We start from the raw sequence: 18,801 nt of genomic DNA on the forward strand, positions 1-18,801 counted from the left end.
GTTACTGAGGGAAAACTTTTGCTTTTTGATGGACTGTCCATGAAATTTTCATCTATCATTCTTGAAAAAAATCCATCATGTAAAGTTTGCAGGGCATAAAATAAGGCTGCTTCTTTAAAAGCAGCCTTTCATGTTTCTTGTTACAATGGGCGATAGTTACTGTGGATTAGTTACTTCAAATTATTTACTCTTTGCCTGCTTTATATTCAACTGAGCTATCGCCAACTTTGAAAGAGGGATTGCATACGGTGAACATGATACATAATTTAACCCCACATTCATACAGAATTCGATGTTATCGGGGTCAGCACCGTGTTCGCCACAAAGTCCCATGGTTATATCAGGACGTGTGAGCTTGCCGCGTGTAGCTGCAATTTCAATGAGTTCTTTCACCTCTCTACCCAGCACCTTGAAGGGGTTGTTGGGAATCAGGTCGTACAGCGAATAGCTTGGGAAAAACGAGTTGATGTCATCACGTGAAAGACCATATGTTGTCTGTGTAAGATCATTGGTACCAAAACTGAAGAACTCTGCATACTGTGCAATCCTACCAGCACCTATCGCAGCAGCAGGAAGTTCAATCATTGTGCCCACTTCATATTCTAAATCATCTACCCCATATTCTTCAACAACTTCATCTTTGATATCGCGTATTCCCTTCACAGTTTTGCCTTCAATCTTTTTACCATTCTTGATAAACTTAATTTCTGTTTCAGTCATGACAATAGGAATCATAATCTCAGGAACAACATTGATGCCTTCTTTTTTCAGCATGCAAGCTGCTTCAAAAATTGCTCTGCACTGCATTTCGTAAATTTCAGGATAGGTTATAGCAACACGGCATCCTCTGTGGCCAAGCATGGGATTCATTTCAGAAAGCTCCTCGCAACGTGCACGGATTTCAGCATCGGACATGCCTTTCTTTCGTGATTTCATGTACTGAATGAATTCTTTCATGCTGTCTTCTGTGCGCGGCAGGAATTCATGTAACGGTGCATCAAGCAATCGTATGGTCACAGGATGACCCTGCATAATCTTGAACAACTCATAAAAGTCACCACGCTGCATGGGCTTGAGTTCATCTAGTGCTTTACGGCGTTCGGCTTCAGTTTCTGCAAGTATCATCTCCCTGAATTTCATGATACGCTTTTCATTGAAGAACATGTGTTCCGTGCGGCAAAGTCCAATGCCGTCAGCAAAGAACATCTTTGCCACTTTAGCATCACGTGGTTGATCTGCATTTGCGCGAACATCAAAATCTTTAATAAAATTTTGTACTATCTTTAAGAAATCAATTAATCCGTTCTTTTCAAAATCAGGCTCTATCAAACCTACCTTATCAAGGTAAAGGGTTGGTGGTTCATAGTATGGTACATTGATTGAAACATAATCACCTTCTTTAACGGTTTTTCCTGCCAATGTGAACGAATTTCCCCGTATCTTCATCTCAGGCTGAACCATGGCAACTTTGCCTAAACTACGTGCAACAACCGGCGCATGCGATGAAAAACCACCCTCAGAAGTAATAACACCACGTGCAACCTCAATAGCCTTCACATCCTCAGCATAGGTTGCCGGCATAACAAGTATAAGATTGGTATCGCCGCCGTGCATAACCGCTCGCTTATATTCCTCAAGCAACTTTTCGGTTGAAAAGAATACCCTACCAATGGCTGCACCTGTTGAACCTGCAATTCCGCCTTTAATTGACTTCACATTTTTTGTAGTTCGCGGATCAATGACAGGATGAAGTAGTTCATTAAGCTGGCTTGGTTTTATTGATTCAATCAAAAATTCTGGTGTGACAACTTTGCGTGTATGCAGGTCAAGAAGCGTCTTAATATGAGCTTGAGTTGACTTTTCATCAACTTCACGCTGCTCAATAAGCCAGAAATTTCCTTCTTCAATGGTAAATTTAATGTTACGTATTTCTTTAAAGTTATCTTCCACTTTCTTTGCTATCTCAACTAACTTATCATAATATTTTTTATCAATTTTAGCAATATCTTTGGGTACACCCCGGTCAACATCAAATTCATTTTGCAAAAATTCGCCCTGAATCAGTGGATCACCTGTGATAATATTTCGCGTAAAGTAATTACCTGCATACGAATTTTGCCCAAAGTTACCATACACCATAGCCTGGATCATAATTGACAGGGAATTGTCAACATCAATGTCCGAATCACAATATTTTGCGGCAGCACCTTTAAGTATGAGCCCTAACTGATCATACACATCTTCGCTGAATTTATCACCAAGAAATTTTTTATATTTTGCTACAACGTCTTTATATTCCTTTGCTTTGGCATTTTTAGGTAGCTTCCCTTCAAGTTCATCCAGTTCCTTTTCGTCTATGCCATAAATCTTTGATGCAATACTTCTGAGTAAAAAGCGGTATTCACCCCATGCAAAGTCCTCTCCAGTAAATTTTGCAAAACCGGTAACAATAGTATCATTTAATCCAACGTTATGAATTGAAGGAAAAAACGGTACATTCAAATCAGAACTCAAAACAACTTTCAAAAGCAACGGCTTATCGCTATCGCCATACCCTTTTTTCATGTCTTTTTCTATTTTATCAATATAGGTCTTTATCAGCTGTTTCACATTGACCTTTGGCAATTTCATGGTTAAATCAGCATCTATAATGAATCCAGGAGCTATCGGCAAACCCATTTTAGCTAAATCAACCGCCCTGCGGCCTCTAATACCAAGTTTTTTATATTGCTTATCATCAACACCAGTAAAATCCTTATTGAAAAAAACTATATTTTCCATACAACCCTCACTGTTTTAATTTGTTTCATTGTATATTAAAAAAGATTTAATACTTTTCCAACAGCAATTTTCAAAAACTGTTCAAACCTTGGCGAAGCACCTTCAAACAGATACTTTTGCAATTTGGATACATCCCTGATATTTTCGCCAACTACCTGGAAAAAGATGGGGTCGCCATGTTTTACTTTACCCCATTTGAACAATGAATTGATATCATTAATCTTCTCACCCTCATGAAAGATTAACACATCAAGGTCAGGATGTGAAACCTTAAAACTTTCAATAATACGCTTCCACGCTTCAACGTTGCCATTATGGAAAAGCTCATTGGTAACGGTAACGGCATATTTTGGTGTCATATTCTTTTTACCCGCAGCAGCAACAGCAGCTGGAGTTGGCTTTTTGACTTCTTTAACGGCAACAGTTTCATCAATAAATTCTTTGTTGATAAACACATCCTTGCCGGCAATCATTTCCTCAAGAGCAGTAATGGCTTCTTTTTCAACTTTTGGATTGGCTTCTTTTTTCTTTTTTGCGTAAATAACCATCAGCTGGTCACGGACTATTTCTCTGACCCTTTCCCAGTGTGCTGCATTTTTTGGATTAATACAAATTGGCTCACCATTAACATTGAAATACACTATAACAATATCCATTGCAGTCCATTTTGAGGTTTCTTCATTTATCTTGCTGAAATCGCTCATAGTAACAGGCACATTATACGAATCAAAGCTATACTGGTATTTATCTCGCAGTATTGCTCCAACCATAGGCAAAACCTGGTCCACTATTAAATCCCCTTCTGCAAGCATGATATTTACTACATCAGCAAAGTTTCTGCCACTTTCAACCTCATCAACGACATCATTAACGCTGAAAAAATGATTTAACGCTTTGTTAAAATTAGCTTTGGTAGCTAAAGAATAGAATGTTGTTTCCATGGATTTCCCTCTTCTTTGAAATAGTAATTATGAATGAACTTAATAGCAATAGTTATATATAAAATAATCAAAATTAAAATATTTTTTTGATTTTTTCACTATTTTGGTATTATACAATTATAAGGATTGTTTTACAAGTATTTTTTTATTTTTATTGGCGATAGTTACCTGCATTACAGGTGTAAATAAGTATTTATTTATTGACAAAAACAGCATATTGGATAATCTGTCGCCATCAAAAGCGGGTGTAGTTCAATGGTAGAACTTCAGCCTTCCAAGCTGATAGCGTGGGTTCGATTCCCATCACCCGCTCATTTCTTTCTTATAGATTAACCGCTATTCCTCTATTCTTTAAATACTGTTTAACCTGCTTTACCGTAAATGTCCTGAAATGAAAGACTGATGCAGCAAGCAGTATTTGTGCTTTGCCTTCTACCACTGCTTCGTAAAAATGTTCCAGCATACCGGCACCACCTGAAGCAACAACAGGAACATTAACAGCCTCAGCAATTGCCCTTGTAAATGGGATATCATAACCCTTTAATGTCCCATCACCATCCATACTTGTGGGAAGCAGCACCCCTGCACCACGCTTTTGGCATTCTACAGCCCATGCAACTGCATCTTTTCCTGTTGCTTTGGTGCCTCCAGCAACCACCACCTCAAAACCAGAAGGAAGTGTGCTATTACGCTTCCCGTCTATAGCTATAGTTATGGTATCCGAGCCAAAACGCTTTACAGCTTCATCAATGAGGTCGGGATTTTTTACCGCAGCACTATTCATTGAGACTTTTTTAGCACCAGCTTCAAGCACCAGCTCAATATCTTCAATACTGCCTATTCCGCCACCAACTGTCAAAGGTATCGTTATGGAACTGGCAACGTTTTTTACCCATTCCAGTCGTGTTTTGCGGTTTTCAACGGTAGCAGCAATATCAAGCATTGCAAGCTCATCTGCACCCTCACTCTGATAAAACACCGCATTTTCAACCAGATCCCCTGCATCTTTAATATTGACAAAATTTACACCCTTGACAACTCTCCCTTCCTTCATGTCAAGGCATGGCATAATTTTTATTGTTTTCATAATTTTCCCTTTTACAAAAATATAACAAAGTACTCAACTACTAAGATAATCTATACAGCCACGTCAAGTTAAAAAATGTTATTGCACACTACCGGTTTTTATCCAGCGTACGACAATGGTAACTATCTCATTAAATGTCTCAGTATTGTTGTTTTGATTGGCGATAACATCAGCATCTCCAATCACTAAAAGATTTTTGCTGGCATACATAAAACCTATATTGTCGTAATCGTTTGGTTGGTATAATGGGATACCGTCATTGATAATCTCTAAACCAGGATGGCTTGTCTCACCCCACAGTGATGAAGGTACACGCACAAGAACACCAGCATTTCCTTTTTTGCTAAATCCTGCAAGCGTGTGAAAGTAAAGCGATTGTTTTTTATAGGGAATCACCACATCAAAAAAATTTTGATCACCATCAGTTACAAAGCAAGGGAGAATTTCCAGGTTACTATCGCCCAAAAAAGAATAGAACGGTGGGTTTAACGCACCCAACCCAAGCAGGCGTTTTCCCCACACCGAAGCTGGAAGAAGTTTTTGATATGGTTCAATAAAAATAATGTTACGTTTAGTGCTATTGAGAGTACAATCGCTTTTTGGAATAACAATTATATTAATTGATGTATCATTAGCAACTGATGGAATTTTTTCTGTTAATTTAGTAATAAAGTGCTGCACACCTGATGGCGAGCTGTCAATGCCCACACACGAGTTGAAAACATCAAAACACGGTGCGTGCGCAGTATATTTGACGGTTTGAGATAAACGTTTTTCCAGAAGCCATTCTATGCAGCGTAAAAAAAAATTTTCATTATCGCCAGCACTAATGCCAACCTTGCTATCACCATTCCAGAGCATTTCGCTGTCACCAAGCACTAGCATTTTGCCTTTGCCATACCTACAGCCGGCTGCAATCACCGCATCAGTTTCATCATCGCGCAATAATACATCAAATGAATCATTGTTACCCAATAGCGAAGCAGAAAGCATATGTAACACATTTTTCAGTTTAAATTTTTTTGAATATGCTCTGTGATTCAAACCATCAAGTGATGTTATATTCTCATTGTCTTTACCTGCTGCATCGCTCTTGACAGTTATACCAATTTTTTGTGTTACTGCATTTAAATACGTTGCGCTATCGTATATGTTATCGTGTTCGGCAATCACAAATAAAAGGCCACCGCTGTTAACAAAATTGCAGATTGCATCAATTTCCCTGCTATCAAACCGTTGATATTTAGCAACAGAAAGCATCAGGATTGATTTTTGATAGCCTGTAGCAGGCAAAGATGATATACATTCATCAATTTTTTTAAGATTAACCGAAGCAGGGATCCCGTACCGTTTAAGCAGTAAAGCTATATGCGAATACCCACAATATCCATGATCCCATAACCCCCACACATTGTTGTGTGACTGGTCATAGATTAGCTGAGCGGTAAATGGTGTGTAATCTGGAAATTTTTGAGAGCAACTTAAAATAAAAATCAGAACAAAAAGTATTCTTTTCATATAATACAGGGGCGCACAGCAGCGCGCCCCTGTAAAACCATTATTTTCCAACTTTTGGCAAATCATGGAGTGCTTTGTCAATGAGTTCTTTTGGATACTCATAATCTTCCAGCTGCCCTGACAAAAACTTATCATACGAAGCTAAGTCAAAATGCCCATGCCCGCTTAAGTTAAATACAATTGTTTTTTGCTTGCCTTCTTCTTTTGCTTTGTGTGCTTCAATAATTGCTGCCCTTATAGCATGTGATGATTCAGGTGCAGGGATAATCCCTTCAGTCTTTGCAAATAAAATTGCAGCCTCAAAGCATTCTTTCTGGTGCAACGCAACTGCAGAGATTAATCCTTCATGATACAGAAAACTTACAATTGGCGACATCCCATGATAACGTAACCCGCCTGCATGGATTGATGGCGGAATGAATGAATGGCCTAATGTATACATTGGAATGATTGGTGTAAGCTTTGCAACATCGCCAAAATCATAGGTATAAATGCCTTTTGTCAACGTGGGGCATGCTGCTGGCTCCACAGCAATGATATCAATATTCTTGCCATTTATCTTATCCCGTACAAATGGGAATGCAAGGCCAGCAAAGTTTGAACCACCACCAACACACCCTATAACAACATCTGGATAATCATCAACCATTTCAAACTGCTTTAATGTTTCAAGACCAATAATGGTTTGATGCAAACAGACATGATTTAACACGCTGCCTAATGAATAATTAGTGCCTTTATTGGTAGCTGCTTCTTCAACTGCTTCACTGATTGCTATCCCCAAACTGCCGGGGCTTTCGGGATCCTGTTTTAGTATTTCTCTTCCACTGTTAGTAAGGTTGCTTGGGCTTGGTGTTACTGTCGCTCCCCATGTTTCCATCATGAACTTACGGTAAGGTTTCTGTTCATAGCTTACGCGTACCATATACACATGGACATCAATACCAAAGAAATTTCCAGCAAGTGACAGAGCACTGCCCCACTGGCCAGCTCCTGTCTCAGTTGATAATTTTTTAATGCCTTCTTTCTTATTGTAATACGCCTGAGCCACTGCAGTGTTTAATTTATGACTACCTGCTGGAGAAACACCTTCATACTTATAGTAAATATTGGCCGGCGTTCCCAACGCTGCTTCAAGCCTCCTTGCCCTAAACAGTGGTGAAGGCCTCCACAGGCGATAAATGTGTAACACATCTTCTGGTATGTCAATGTATGGTTTTGGGCTTACTTCCTGTTCAATTAACCCCATGGGGAAAATTGCATGCAATTCATCCGGTGTAACCGGTTTGCCTGTTGCTGGGCTTATGGGTGGATCCATAGGTTTTGGCAGATCAGCTAAAATATTATACCATTGCCGAGGCATCTCCTTTTCCGGTAATTGTATCTTTGTTGAATCCTTTGCCATGCTGTCCTCCTTAAATATTAATAATTTGATTATAAAATATTACCCGTACAAATAAAAAGGCTACGGTTGACATATACTATCCGTAGCCTTTTAGGATTTTCGTATATAAATTAATTCCCTCAAGCGCCCGGATATATGTTACCCTGGCGCCACCACCACCAAATTAAAATAGCTGATATGTTAAGTTTACCCATCATTGCGTATATAACTCATATACTATAACAATTTAAACAATGCATGAAATGTGTAACAAATGTCAAGAAATTTTTTAAAGTATCAATACTTATTCTGTTCCATAAAGCTTTTGGGCTCGTGAAACAAGTTTGTCATAAATGCCGTCAAAACCACCATTACTCATGACCACCATCACTGTGTGTGTCCCGTTTAGCCGATTAAATGCTTCATCAACTATTGCATCAACAGTCTCAAATACATGCGCGGGAATGCCCTTGCTCCTTATGTCATGCACTACTCTTTCAATATCAATCTGCTCACTTTGGGGCACCTTATCCAGACGGTATGGCCGTTTCATGATTACGCAATTTGCATCTAAAAATGCAAGTGGAAGCTCATTCTGAAATACATTTCGCCTGCTTGTTGCCGAGCGTGGTTCATACAGCGCAATAATTTTTGATCCCGGATAACGCTGCGATACCTCATACAATACATTCTTTATTGCTGTGGGGTGATGTGCAAAATCTTCAATGATTGTGAGATAGTTACTAGAAAAGAGTATCTCCTGTCTTCGTTTTACCCCTTCAAATGAGTCTATTGCATGAGCTATCGCCTCTTCAGATATCCCAAGGGACAAAGCCATAGCTGCTGCTCCTGCTATGTTATGATAATTAAAATTACCAAAAATTTTGGGTTGAGCCTGAACTATTTTTCCATTCATGGAAATTGTAAGCTTCCCTGCCTCATACTGATACCAACAATCAGCATTAGTTTTCCCATAACTTTTTGTAACCGATAGCGGGCTGCTATTAATTGCGCATAATGGCTGATACATAGCATTATACACAATATGCCCATTAGCAGGAATAATGTTTTTAAGGCGAGTAAACCACAAAATTATCTCGTCTAGATTTTTATAAATGTCAGCATGGTCAAACTCAAGCGAAGTCATGATGCAATGCGTGGGGCGGTATACAATGAATTTTGGGATTTTCTCAAAATATGCGGAGTCATATTCATCAGCTTCAATAACAAAATATTTTCCCTGTCCAATGTTATAATTTTTCCCATAGTTTTTAGGAATACCGCCAATAAAAAACGATGGCTGCATGCCTGCGATATCAAGTATATACGCCAATAGGGATGTTGTGGTGGTTTTACCATGAGTTCCTGCAACGCCAATTACTTCTTTATCCCACAAAAAAAAGTAATATAAGCTTTGAGCCATTGAAAAGTATGGTATGCGCTTATTGAGTACAGCTTCAACTTCAGGATTGCCACGGCTTATTGCATTGCCAATTATAACCATATCAGGGTGTAATTTTTCTACTGTTTCAGAGCAGTATCCTTTGAAAAGCGGTATATGCAATGTTTCAAGTTGAGTGCTTATAGGCGGGTACATATCGGTGTCAGAGCCTGAAACAATGTGCCCCTGCTCCTGCAACATGCCTGCAAGCGCACTCATGCCCACACCACAGATGCCAATCATATGAATGCGCAATGTTTGCTTAAGAAATATATCTTTCATTCAGATAGTCCAGAAATTCATTTTTTTATCTGAACGACAACTATAAAAATACACATTCTCTTGTAAAGATAGTTTTCAATTTTCTTTATAATTCCTTAAATCAGCATTCTCTATGTGATGATATATGTTATAACACGCTGAGTGCGCAGAGCGCTTAGAGAATTTTACCGAATACATTTTCTTCTGTTCTCCCCATCTCTGTATACCCAACGTTCTCTGCGTGATATCATACGTTAACACGCTGAGTGCGTAAAATACTCAGAGAATTTTCCCAGGTACTTTATTTTCCATTCTCCTTATCTCCCCGTACTCAGCGCTCCCTGTGTGATGATATATGTTATGGCACGCTGAGTGCGCAGAGCACTCAGAGTTTTGTACTATGCACACTATCTTCTATTCTCCCCATCTCTCCCCAACTCCGCGTACCCAGCGTTCTCTGCGTGAAATAAATTACAAATAGTATAATTTAAATTCTTGACAGCAAAGCTTGCACCACATATATCCACTATATACCTTTTTAAAAAAGTGAGGGTCCAATGAAATCCAATGTCAAAAGCAAAGACTATCAGGATTTTTTAGATGACCTGAAAGGTTATTATGATAAGCAGGATAAAAAAGAAGAACATTTGCCCGTAGGCATCCGAATTCAAAAAATAAGGGAAATTCAGGGGCTTGGCATCGAACAGTTGGCAACAATGGCTGGTATTGATGCACAGTATCTGCACGATATAGAGTCACTCAAAGTATTTCCAGATTTAGGTACAATAATACGTTTATCAAAAGCACTCAAGATTTCAACCGGACTTATCTTTGATGAGCAATCCGGACTGCCTTATATAGTTATTAGAAAAAATGAAAGGCGTAAAATATCAAGAAATATTTCCGGGAAAAAAGACCATCCCCACTATGAATATCTCTCGTTATCTTCTGGTGTAATTTCACGCCACATGGAATCATTCATTGTAAGGTTAACCAGCAATGTATATTATACACAGGAACTATCGACACATGAAGGTGAAGAATTCCTCTACGTCCTTGAAGGAGCAATGAAAATTAAGCTTGCCGATAAGGAAGAAACCCTCTATGCAGGTGATAGCATCTTTATATCACTCTACAATCCCACACACATTAAAAAGCATAAGCCCAAAGCCTGCAGTGCTTTTATCAGTTGTATACACAGGGTAAAAAAGTATCACTACCGCATCACTGTCAATTGCATTGTCTATTGTAATGACAAAATAAAGGCCATTATCTGGCTACTATCGCCTATAGGCATATTATCTTCGTAAAACCCAGCGATAAACCACAATATTAAGCGCTTTCTGTATTGAATTGACGATGAACAAAAACGCATCTCGCACATCAAACATGGGGCTAGGCATTCCATACAGAAGTGACACGGGAATAAACAAATTGCGGGCACCAATAGGACAACCTTTTATTCGCAAAACCCTTTTTGCAAGTAGCTTGCCTTCAACTTTTGTACAATCCCCCACCAAAAGCACACTCCCACCGGGAATAACTACATCACCTTTGTATATTCCTGTTACGATAGCTCCTTTTTTAGCTTTTTTCAGCGAGCCAGGTCTACGCTTTTCAATGGTACCAAGGCACCCTTTTACAGCAGCCTCGCATCCGCCGTCGCAAATAATATCAGTATTGGGAGCATAACCCGAATAAAATTTCAAAGGCGTGTCAAGCTCCTGCAGAACCTGAAATAGCCTGCTTTGACCTTTTGGTTTTCTACGCAGTTTGTCAATATCAACATCGCCACTTATTGCAATATCCTTAATATTACACGATCCATATCCACGTTCGGCTGCAAGGCGTAAATGCAATACATCCTGGGGGCGATAGTTCATAATATAGGCTGCTACCACATCACATGCCAGCGGATCATTTGAAATCAGAAGAGCTCCTAGTCGCACCGGATATGGTGCTGATTCAAATCCATAGGTGATGTCAATTGCATCCGATACAACCAGGTCGGGATAGCCTGCTTCCAGCAAATCTACAATTTTTTCGTGTATGCGATAGTCATGATATAACATTCTTTCCTTATGTGTGAGTATTCCAATATTTAATTTCAAGGCATTGGTGATTGATGCAAAGATATGATATTTTAATTTTGGCATCCATATCTTGAAATTGGCCTGTGCAATATATGTTGAAAGGTCAATTTCCTTATGCCATTTAGCTTTTGATAATTTGACTCTAGTGACTGGATGCTCATTCAAATCTATTACTGGGACATTAAGCTTTTGTGCAAGATCAAAATACCCCGCTTCTTTTAAAAATAACCGTGAAGGAATTCCATATCCGCCGGATTCACCTATAGTAATATTGTTAATACTATTCTGTCTCAATACATTCACCATTGCCTCAATGACAGCTGGGTGCGTGTATGAATTGAATATATACTGTTTATTTGCTGTTACAACGTTTGGTTTAATAAAGACCGTATCTTTCAGCTGTATTTTCAGATCTTTGATGGATTTAATAATAATACCTTCAATCTTTTGTACATCATATTCTTCACACTGTTTTACTATCACCTTTGGCTTTTTCATAATGATACCCTCAAAGATTATATTATAAAATATTGTATATATATTTGTCACTGTTATACTTATTGTCAATTATAAATAATTTATTTTTCACTGCAACACAAAAGATCATCCTAAACCTTGATCCAGGATCTATAACATTACTAAAGGGAAGATTCCGGGTCACGCCCGGAATGACAATTGTGGAAAAGTCATCCTGAGCTTGTCTCAGGATCTATGACACTACTAAAGGGAAGATTCAGGATCACGCCCAAAAATGACGGAGGTAATACAATTATAGAAGTCCTAATTCTTAGAAAAATGTTTCACCAATAAAACCTGATTGCCTTTTTTATTGAATCTCACCTCATCAAAAATATTAAATGCCATCCGCAATCCTCTTCCGTGGGCTAACATATCTTCATCTACAGTATTCTGTATTTTTTGTATTATTTCCCTGTAATTAAAACCGTTGCCTTCATCTTCTATCTTATACATTACCTTATTTGAGTTTAATAAAAATTCTATTGTTACCTTTTTGTCTTTATAATTGGGGTCTTTTTGCCTGCTTAAGATAAACTCCAGATAATTCCCGTTTGCAGTAGCCCTTGTCTTTTCCTCAAAGCTGATGTTTAAATTTCCGTGTTCAATTGCATTAATAATAATTTCACGCAGCCCCAGTTTTATTGCTAATGTAGTCTTTTTATCAATATATTTTGGCAAATTGAGAACAAGCCGGTTACAGATTTCCTCAGCTGCTATTAAGTAATTGCCTATTGAAAGCCTCATCTTTTCGGCTTCTACATATTTTAGCAAGGTTTCATCCAATACCGACGTTGCCTTCATCAAAATTTCATTCCTGTCATCTATTGTAATATGTTCCATCCTTATGTTATACTCTTTTGGTTCATACGTACCTCGTGATTTTAACTGTATTTTAAGATTAACTGGTTTGCCTTCATTAAACAGCATATTTATTTTTTCTTTTATGATTTGTAGCGTAAGGTCACTCTCGCCTTCGGGCAAATACAACAGGTCATAAAAGCTTGTAGTAGATTCCCTCCCTTTGTGTAGTGCAAGCTGGTCATACGCAGCTCTATTTGCAGTAGTAATAGCTAAATTTGAATCAAACGAAATGATGCAATCGTTTGTACCCTCAACAAGAAAACGGTATTTCTTTTCTGAAATGCTTATAATCTTATGAGCTATCTCCAGTTCCTGGGCATAGCTTATGAACATGCGGGTTACTGACGACATGAAAAATACAATTGCAAGTGTAATACCAAGGCTAAATCGCGAAAAGTACACATTGGGGAAAAAATCATAAAAGACATGGGTGTGGACATGCAATGTATCAATAGCAGCACCTGCAAATGCACTCACAAAACCCAATGAGGGGAATAATAGATATTTATAATTGCGCTGAACAAACATATCAGCAATAACAGCTATGGTACTGTAAACTATATATATACCCAGAAGCACATCGCGTATGGCATAAAGAATTCCTTCTTGCCCTCTTCCATAATCTGCCTCATAATGCAGCCATGTACTCTTTGGGGTTGTTAGTGAGATAAATAGGTCAGGATAAATATATGCGCATAATGTTGCCAGTAGTGCGTATGATAAGCCTACATATGCTAACAGTGTATTAATTTTATACCAGCGTTGGTTCAATATAAGCAATTTATTTAAAGAATAAGGAAGAGCAAAGAGATAGAAAAGCCCGGCAACCTGTTCCAAGCGGTGAAAGTGAACAGAAACAGCGCGATTATGAAGCCAACCGCCAAAAGCCAATATCATTGTCTCACTACCAACAAAAAGCATTCCTAAGAAAGCAAAGAATGCAACCGAAAAATAGAGCGAATTTTTATATCGCCAGTACATATAGACATATAAAATAAAACCACCTAACAGTATTCCAAAGCATACCGGTGGTAATAAGAATTGAACCAGGCTTACAGGTACTTCAAAACTCATACTCTTCCTTTGGTTTATTTTTTATTTAACTTCAAATCTCACCATTGTAACAATGTTATTGGTGGACAGGATTATGTCAAAATATTTATCTGGTTCCAGATACGTAATGCGGGTGCGCCCATCATTCAATGCTACTTCTTCTTCTGGCGTTCCCATAATTTTGATAACCTGTTCTTTGGTCATTCCCATACTTATATTCCTTATCTTTCCTCCCTTCCATTCGGGATAAAACAATACTTGGCGTATCATTTCCCTGTGGAATACAAATCCAAACTGAAGATAATCAAATATGATATAATCTTCTTCTTTAGTAGGTCCTCTGTCAATATGCATTTTGATTGGAACGCCATATTTGCAAAAAACCTTTGAGTGTCGCGCACCAAGCTGATCAATTAATTCATCTGCTGATGGTGTTTTGTCTGCTGCAATAAATAGCAGGGCTACTGCAACAACGGCTACTATGCCCAATGCACGCTTCATATAAAGCCTCCTAAAAAATTAATGATGTAAATCACATTTTATATGTTTGCCATACACAATAATTAAAAGCAAGAGATTAATTTTTTTTTGCCGATAGTTACTGTTAAATAAAGCTATAGATGAGCTAATTCCCAATAACTATCGCACAAAATTTTTTAAATAAATTAGTCTTGACTAATTATATTATGTTAATTAAATTGTAATTGAGGCTACAATATTATTACATAGAAATATCCATATTGCTATGAGAATGAAAAAACGCGATAACCACATCAACGTCAATACACATCAAAATATGGGCAATGATACTGTCCTTTCGCCCAATATGGAAGATTACATGGAAAACATCTCAATGCTTTTGAAAGAGCACGATGTTGTTCGCGTAAAGGATATAGCAAAAAAACTCAACATAAAGATGCCAAGTGTAACCGCCGCTTTGCAAAAACTCAAAGATAAAGGCCTTGTTGATTATGAAAAATATGGACATGTTCAGTTAACAACCAAAGGAAAAGAAGTAGCCGATAGTATTTATGAAAAGCATTCATTTCTTACAGAATTTTTTAAAGACATTTTAAGCATGGATACAAAAAAAGCGGAAGAAGAAGCCTGTAAATTAGAACATCATTTAAGTAGTGACGCTAGTAATAGAATGCAGCGTTTTGTGGAATTTTACAAGCAGGAACAGCGTGATGGGCAGCAATGGATTACAAGGCTTGACAGCGCACTTGAAGAAAAGCGATTAAGCCAACTGAAAGAGGGTGAAAAGGCTGAAATAGTGCGGATTTTGGGAAGCGGGCCATTGAAAAAGCGCTTGTTAGAAATGGGCTTCAGAAAAGGTGAAATCATTCATGTTATAAAATATGCACCATTAAAAGATCCCATTGAAATATCACTAAAGGATTTTTTATTATCAATTCGTGTTGAAGAAGCTAATTCCATTATTGTAAAACCACTGAAAAACTATGACTAAAAAAAGCATAACCATTGGTCTTATTGGTAATCCTAATTGTGGCAAAACAACTCTTTTCAATGCGCTCACCGGTGCACGACAGAAGGTTGCAAACTGGGCAGGTGTTACCGTTGAGCGAAGGGAAGGTTTTTTCCATCATAAAGGCTACTCTATAAAAGTTGTAGACCTACCGGGCGCCTATAGCCTCACCTCATTCAGTATGGAGGAATTGATAACACGAAATTTCATATTTAATGACAAACCTGATTTCATTGTCAATGTTGTTGATGCTGGTAACTTAGAACGCAATTTGTACCTCACCACTCAATTAATTGACATAGAAGCACCAGTTATTATTGCTCTCAATATGATAGATGAAGCCTACGATAAAGGACTTACTATCAACACAGAAAAATTGAGCCAATTATTTTCCATGCCTGTTGTTCCTACTGTGGGAACTAAAAATATAGGCATTGAACAGCTGAAAGATAGTATAGTCGAAAGCTTTGAGAAACAATTAATCCGCCGAAAAATTGTAATACCCTATGGGAATGACATAGAACAGGCAATTCAAACCTTACAAACACTTATTGATAAAAATGTTACTGAATACCCATCACGCTGGTTAGCAATAAGCTTAATTGAAGGAGATATCGACGCTGAAAACAAATGTAAACATTTGCCCGATTCACAAGAAATTATTAAAACCGCATCATACATTCGCAGCAAACTATCTGCTATTTTTAATGATGACCTTGAGACAGTTTTTTCGGATATGCGCTATGGCTTTATAAGCGGTGCGTTAAAAGAAGCAGTACATAGAAAACCTGTTAAGCGTTACGATATAACTCAAAAAATTGACTCCTTTGTATTAAACAGGTATATTGGCTTTCCATTACTCTTTATCATTCTTTTTATCTTATTCCATTTGACTTTTATACTTGGTGAATATCCCAAAAAGCTTATAGAATTAGCTGTTCAATGGATAAGTAACCTTTGTGCACATTTATTACCTCCCGGACAATTGCAAAATCTTGTAGTTCAGGGAATTATTGGTGGTGTTGGGAGCGTCATAGTATTTTTGCCCAATATACTAATATTATTTTTGGGCATAAGCTTCATGGAAGACAGCGGGTATATGGCGCGTTCAGCGTTTCTGATGGATAAAATCATGCACAGTTTAGGGTTACATGGCAAATCGTTCATTCCTCTGGTAATGGGTTTTGGATGTAATGTACCAGCTATTATGGCAACCCGTTCTCTGGAAAATAAACGTGATCGTATACTTACAGTGTTGATTAATCCATTCATGAGTTGTTCTGCAAGGTTACCAGTATACATCCTTTTTGCAGGAACATTTTTCCCACAACATGCAGGTTTCATTATTCTTTTTATTTATGCATTGGGGATATTATTAGCTTTTGTTTCGGCAAAAATTTTTAACAATACTATTCTCAAAGGAAAATCCACTCCATTTGTTATGGAATTACCACCTTACCGCATGCCTACTGCAAAGACCATATTGATTCACATGTGGGATAGAGCTTCTAGCTACTTAAGAAAGATGGGCGGCATCATTTTAGCCTTTTCAATTATTATCTGGGTATTAAGTGAATATCCAAAACCTCATCATATAGAACAGGATTACAATTCACGCATCAAAAAAGTACACCATGAATATAAAATTTCTTTATCTCAGATACAAAAAGCAAATTACGATGCACAACAGGTTCAACAAATACATAAAAAATACTTGGAACTTATTGACGATCTGGAAATTCAAAAACGCCAGGAAATGGTAAAATATACATTCATAGGCCAAATTGGCCTGGCTCTATATCCATTATTACAACCTCTAGGTTTTAACTGGCAGATGGGCGTATCTCTTACAACAGGTTTTGTAGCAAAAGAGGTTGTAGTCAGCACTATGGGAGTTTTATATCATGCAAATGATGACAATCAAAGCTTGTCAAAAAAACTTATCAATCCACGATATGGGATAACACCTGCAAGTGCGCTTGCATTCATGATATTTGTTATGATATACATTCCCTGCCTTGCAACAGTAATAGCCATTGCCAGAGAAATTGGCCCTCGATGGGCAGTATTTTCAATTTTTTACCAGGTTTTTGTAGCATGGTTAGTGAGTTTTGCAGTATATCATTTAGCACGATTAATCATCTAACTGCTCACCTTTTCTGAATCTATGCTGAATATTCTTAATTTTGACTGTATCCTTTTTGCAAGCAATTTCCCTTATATAGCCATTAAAGTAGTAAATGCAATGGTTTCTTATGGTATTCTTTTAATACATCTTCTTCAGTGTGATATATATAGTCTTTTTCTTTACTTTCAGAACTCACCTTTCAAATTCTCTACATAATCCAGCATGCTAAATAACCTTTATCATCTTTAAAAAATCCTTTACCTGTCTTTCATATTCTTCTCTGTTTACCACAATTGACTTGGAATGTGTAGCGCCAGGACAAATCCATATTTTTTTTGTGCCTGTATATGTATTGTATAAACGCTTAGCATGCTCAACAGGGATATCGGTATCATCACCTCCATGGATAAAAAATACCGGTGCTGTAATATTGTTAACTACTGAAATTGGCGATATCTCTGAAAATAGCATTGCTCCCCGCAACCTGCTCACTATACTTGCTGCATGCAACAATGGAAATGCAGGCATGCCAAAATCTTTCCTAAGCCTGTACGATAGTAGTTCCGGTAAATCAGCCATTGCCCCATCAACAATATAGAAACTGCATCTAGTATCAGTCGCTGCATATAATAAACATATTGCCGACCCCATTGACTCCCCATGCAAACCTATGATGCTGTTACTACCGTGTTTTTTTGAAACCCAGTCCACACATGCTTTAACATCATATTTTTCAAATTTGCCAAATGTAGTGTTGCCTCCACCGCTTTTACCATGAAACCTGCTGTCAAAAAGTAATGCATTAAATCCTAATGACCTGAAGATTTCTAAATATTTTATATCGCCCATAAGAGTATATGTATGCCCATGAACAAAAATAACTGTTTTATTTGAACCTTTAGGTATATACATAGCATGCAATCTATAGCCGTTGGGGGACTCGATAAAAAATTCTTCTTTTGGCAGGCTTTTATAATACTGTTCAGTAAATCTATTACATTTTAATTCATTCTTGTATGTTTCATCATAATTCCATACTTTTGGTGTAATTACCATACTGGAAAAATAATAACCGGCAATCGATAGTAATACAATGATTGAGCATATAATAACAACAATGATTACAATAATTAAGTAGATTTATTGTAGAAAATTGTGCAAAGTTATGAATTTTATAAAAACTATTGATATTTTAATATAGAGTTGTTATATTATTTATGGCTATATGATTGAAAGGGGTTAATT

13 protein-coding genes and 1 tRNA gene are annotated in these 18,801 nt (G+C 37.5%); 4 read left to right on the top strand and 10 right to left on the bottom strand.

All coding sequences use genetic code 11. From position 1 onward, the window contains the following. Nucleotides 1-180: 180 nt before the first annotated feature. Nucleotides 181-2,781, bottom strand: a complete 2,601-nt coding sequence (locus N3F66_04660; protein ID MCX8123439.1) for a PEP-utilizing enzyme — start codon at nt 2,779-2,781, stop codon at nt 181-183. A gap of 35 nt (nt 2,782-2,816) precedes the next feature. Beyond that, nucleotides 2,817-3,722, bottom strand: a complete 906-nt coding sequence (locus tag N3F66_04665) for a hypothetical protein (GenBank protein ID MCX8123440.1) — start codon at nt 3,720-3,722, stop codon at nt 2,817-2,819. Between the two features lie 241 nt (nt 3,723-3,963). On the opposite strand from N3F66_04665, the gene N3F66_04670 reads away from it, so the two are divergent. Continuing rightward, nucleotides 3,964-4,034: transfer RNA gene (locus N3F66_04670), tRNA-Gly, on the top strand. Nucleotides 4,035-4,044: 10 nt separating this feature from the next. Here the strand turns inward: N3F66_04670 and hisF are convergent. From hisF to N3F66_04690, 4 genes are all read right to left on the bottom strand, one after another. Continuing rightward, nucleotides 4,045-4,809, bottom strand: a complete 765-nt coding sequence (gene hisF, locus N3F66_04675) for an imidazole glycerol phosphate synthase subunit HisF (GenBank protein ID MCX8123441.1) — start codon at nt 4,807-4,809, stop codon at nt 4,045-4,047. Between the two features lie 78 nt (nt 4,810-4,887). Beyond that, nucleotides 4,888-6,429 (bottom strand): hypothetical protein, encoded by a 1,542-nt coding sequence (locus N3F66_04680; protein MCX8123442.1) that lies wholly within the window; start codon nt 6,427-6,429, stop codon nt 4,888-4,890. Then, nucleotides 6,368-7,732 carry a TrpB-like pyridoxal phosphate-dependent enzyme gene (locus N3F66_04685; protein ID MCX8123443.1) on the bottom strand — a complete coding sequence of 455 codons (1,365 nt, stop codon included), beginning with the start codon at nt 7,730-7,732 and terminating at the stop codon, nt 6,368-6,370. Before N3F66_04685 ends, N3F66_04680 begins: the two co-directional genes overlap by 62 nt. Nucleotides 7,733-8,015: 283 nt before the next feature. Further along, on the bottom strand, nt 8,016-9,434 hold the full coding sequence (locus N3F66_04690) for a Mur ligase domain-containing protein (GenBank protein MCX8123444.1): 1,419 nt from the start codon (nt 9,432-9,434) through the stop codon (nt 8,016-8,018). Nucleotides 9,435-9,970: 536 nt separating this feature from the next. Here N3F66_04690 and N3F66_04695 point away from each other — a divergent pair. Continuing rightward, complete coding sequence (locus N3F66_04695; GenBank protein MCX8123445.1) at nt 9,971-10,723, top strand: XRE family transcriptional regulator; 753 nt, start codon at nt 9,971-9,973, stop codon at nt 10,721-10,723. Here the strand turns inward: N3F66_04695 and N3F66_04700 are convergent. The 3 genes from N3F66_04700 to N3F66_04710 form a co-directional block, all read right to left on the bottom strand. Further along, the gene (locus N3F66_04700) at nt 10,712-12,004 is read right to left on the bottom strand and encodes a DUF362 domain-containing protein (GenBank protein MCX8123446.1); all 1,293 of its coding nucleotides are present in this window, start codon (nt 12,002-12,004) and stop codon (nt 10,712-10,714) included. The two genes, N3F66_04695 and N3F66_04700, sit on opposite strands and share 12 nt — an antisense overlap. 282 nt (nt 12,005-12,286) lie before the next feature. After that, nucleotides 12,287-13,960 (bottom strand): ATP-binding protein, encoded by a 1,674-nt coding sequence (locus N3F66_04705; GenBank protein ID MCX8123447.1) that lies wholly within the window; start codon nt 13,958-13,960, stop codon nt 12,287-12,289. Between the two features lie 21 nt (nt 13,961-13,981). Next, complete coding sequence (locus N3F66_04710; GenBank protein ID MCX8123448.1) at nt 13,982-14,440, bottom strand: outer membrane protein assembly factor BamE; 459 nt, start codon at nt 14,438-14,440, stop codon at nt 13,982-13,984. A gap of 250 nt (nt 14,441-14,690) precedes the next feature. On the opposite strand from N3F66_04710, the gene N3F66_04715 reads away from it, so the two are divergent. Together N3F66_04715 and feoB are read left to right on the top strand one after the other, a co-directional pair. Further along, on the top strand, nt 14,691-15,410 hold the full coding sequence (locus tag N3F66_04715) for a metal-dependent transcriptional regulator (GenBank protein ID MCX8123449.1): 720 nt from the start codon (nt 14,691-14,693) through the stop codon (nt 15,408-15,410). Continuing rightward, nucleotides 15,403-17,574 carry a ferrous iron transport protein B gene (gene feoB / locus N3F66_04720; protein ID MCX8123450.1) on the top strand — a complete coding sequence of 724 codons (2,172 nt, stop codon included), beginning with the start codon at nt 15,403-15,405 and terminating at the stop codon, nt 17,572-17,574. Before N3F66_04715 ends, feoB begins: the two co-directional genes overlap by 8 nt. Nucleotides 17,575-17,781: 207 nt before the next feature. Here feoB and N3F66_04725 read toward each other — a convergent pair whose 3' ends face one another. Continuing rightward, the gene (locus N3F66_04725) at nt 17,782-18,612 is read right to left on the bottom strand and encodes an alpha/beta fold hydrolase (GenBank protein ID MCX8123451.1); all 831 of its coding nucleotides are present in this window, start codon (nt 18,610-18,612) and stop codon (nt 17,782-17,784) included. Nucleotides 18,613-18,801: the final 189 nt, after the last annotated feature.

The organism is Spirochaetota bacterium (assembly GCA_026414805.1).
Lineage (GTDB): Bacteria > Spirochaetota > UBA4802 > UBA4802 > UB4802 > UBA4802.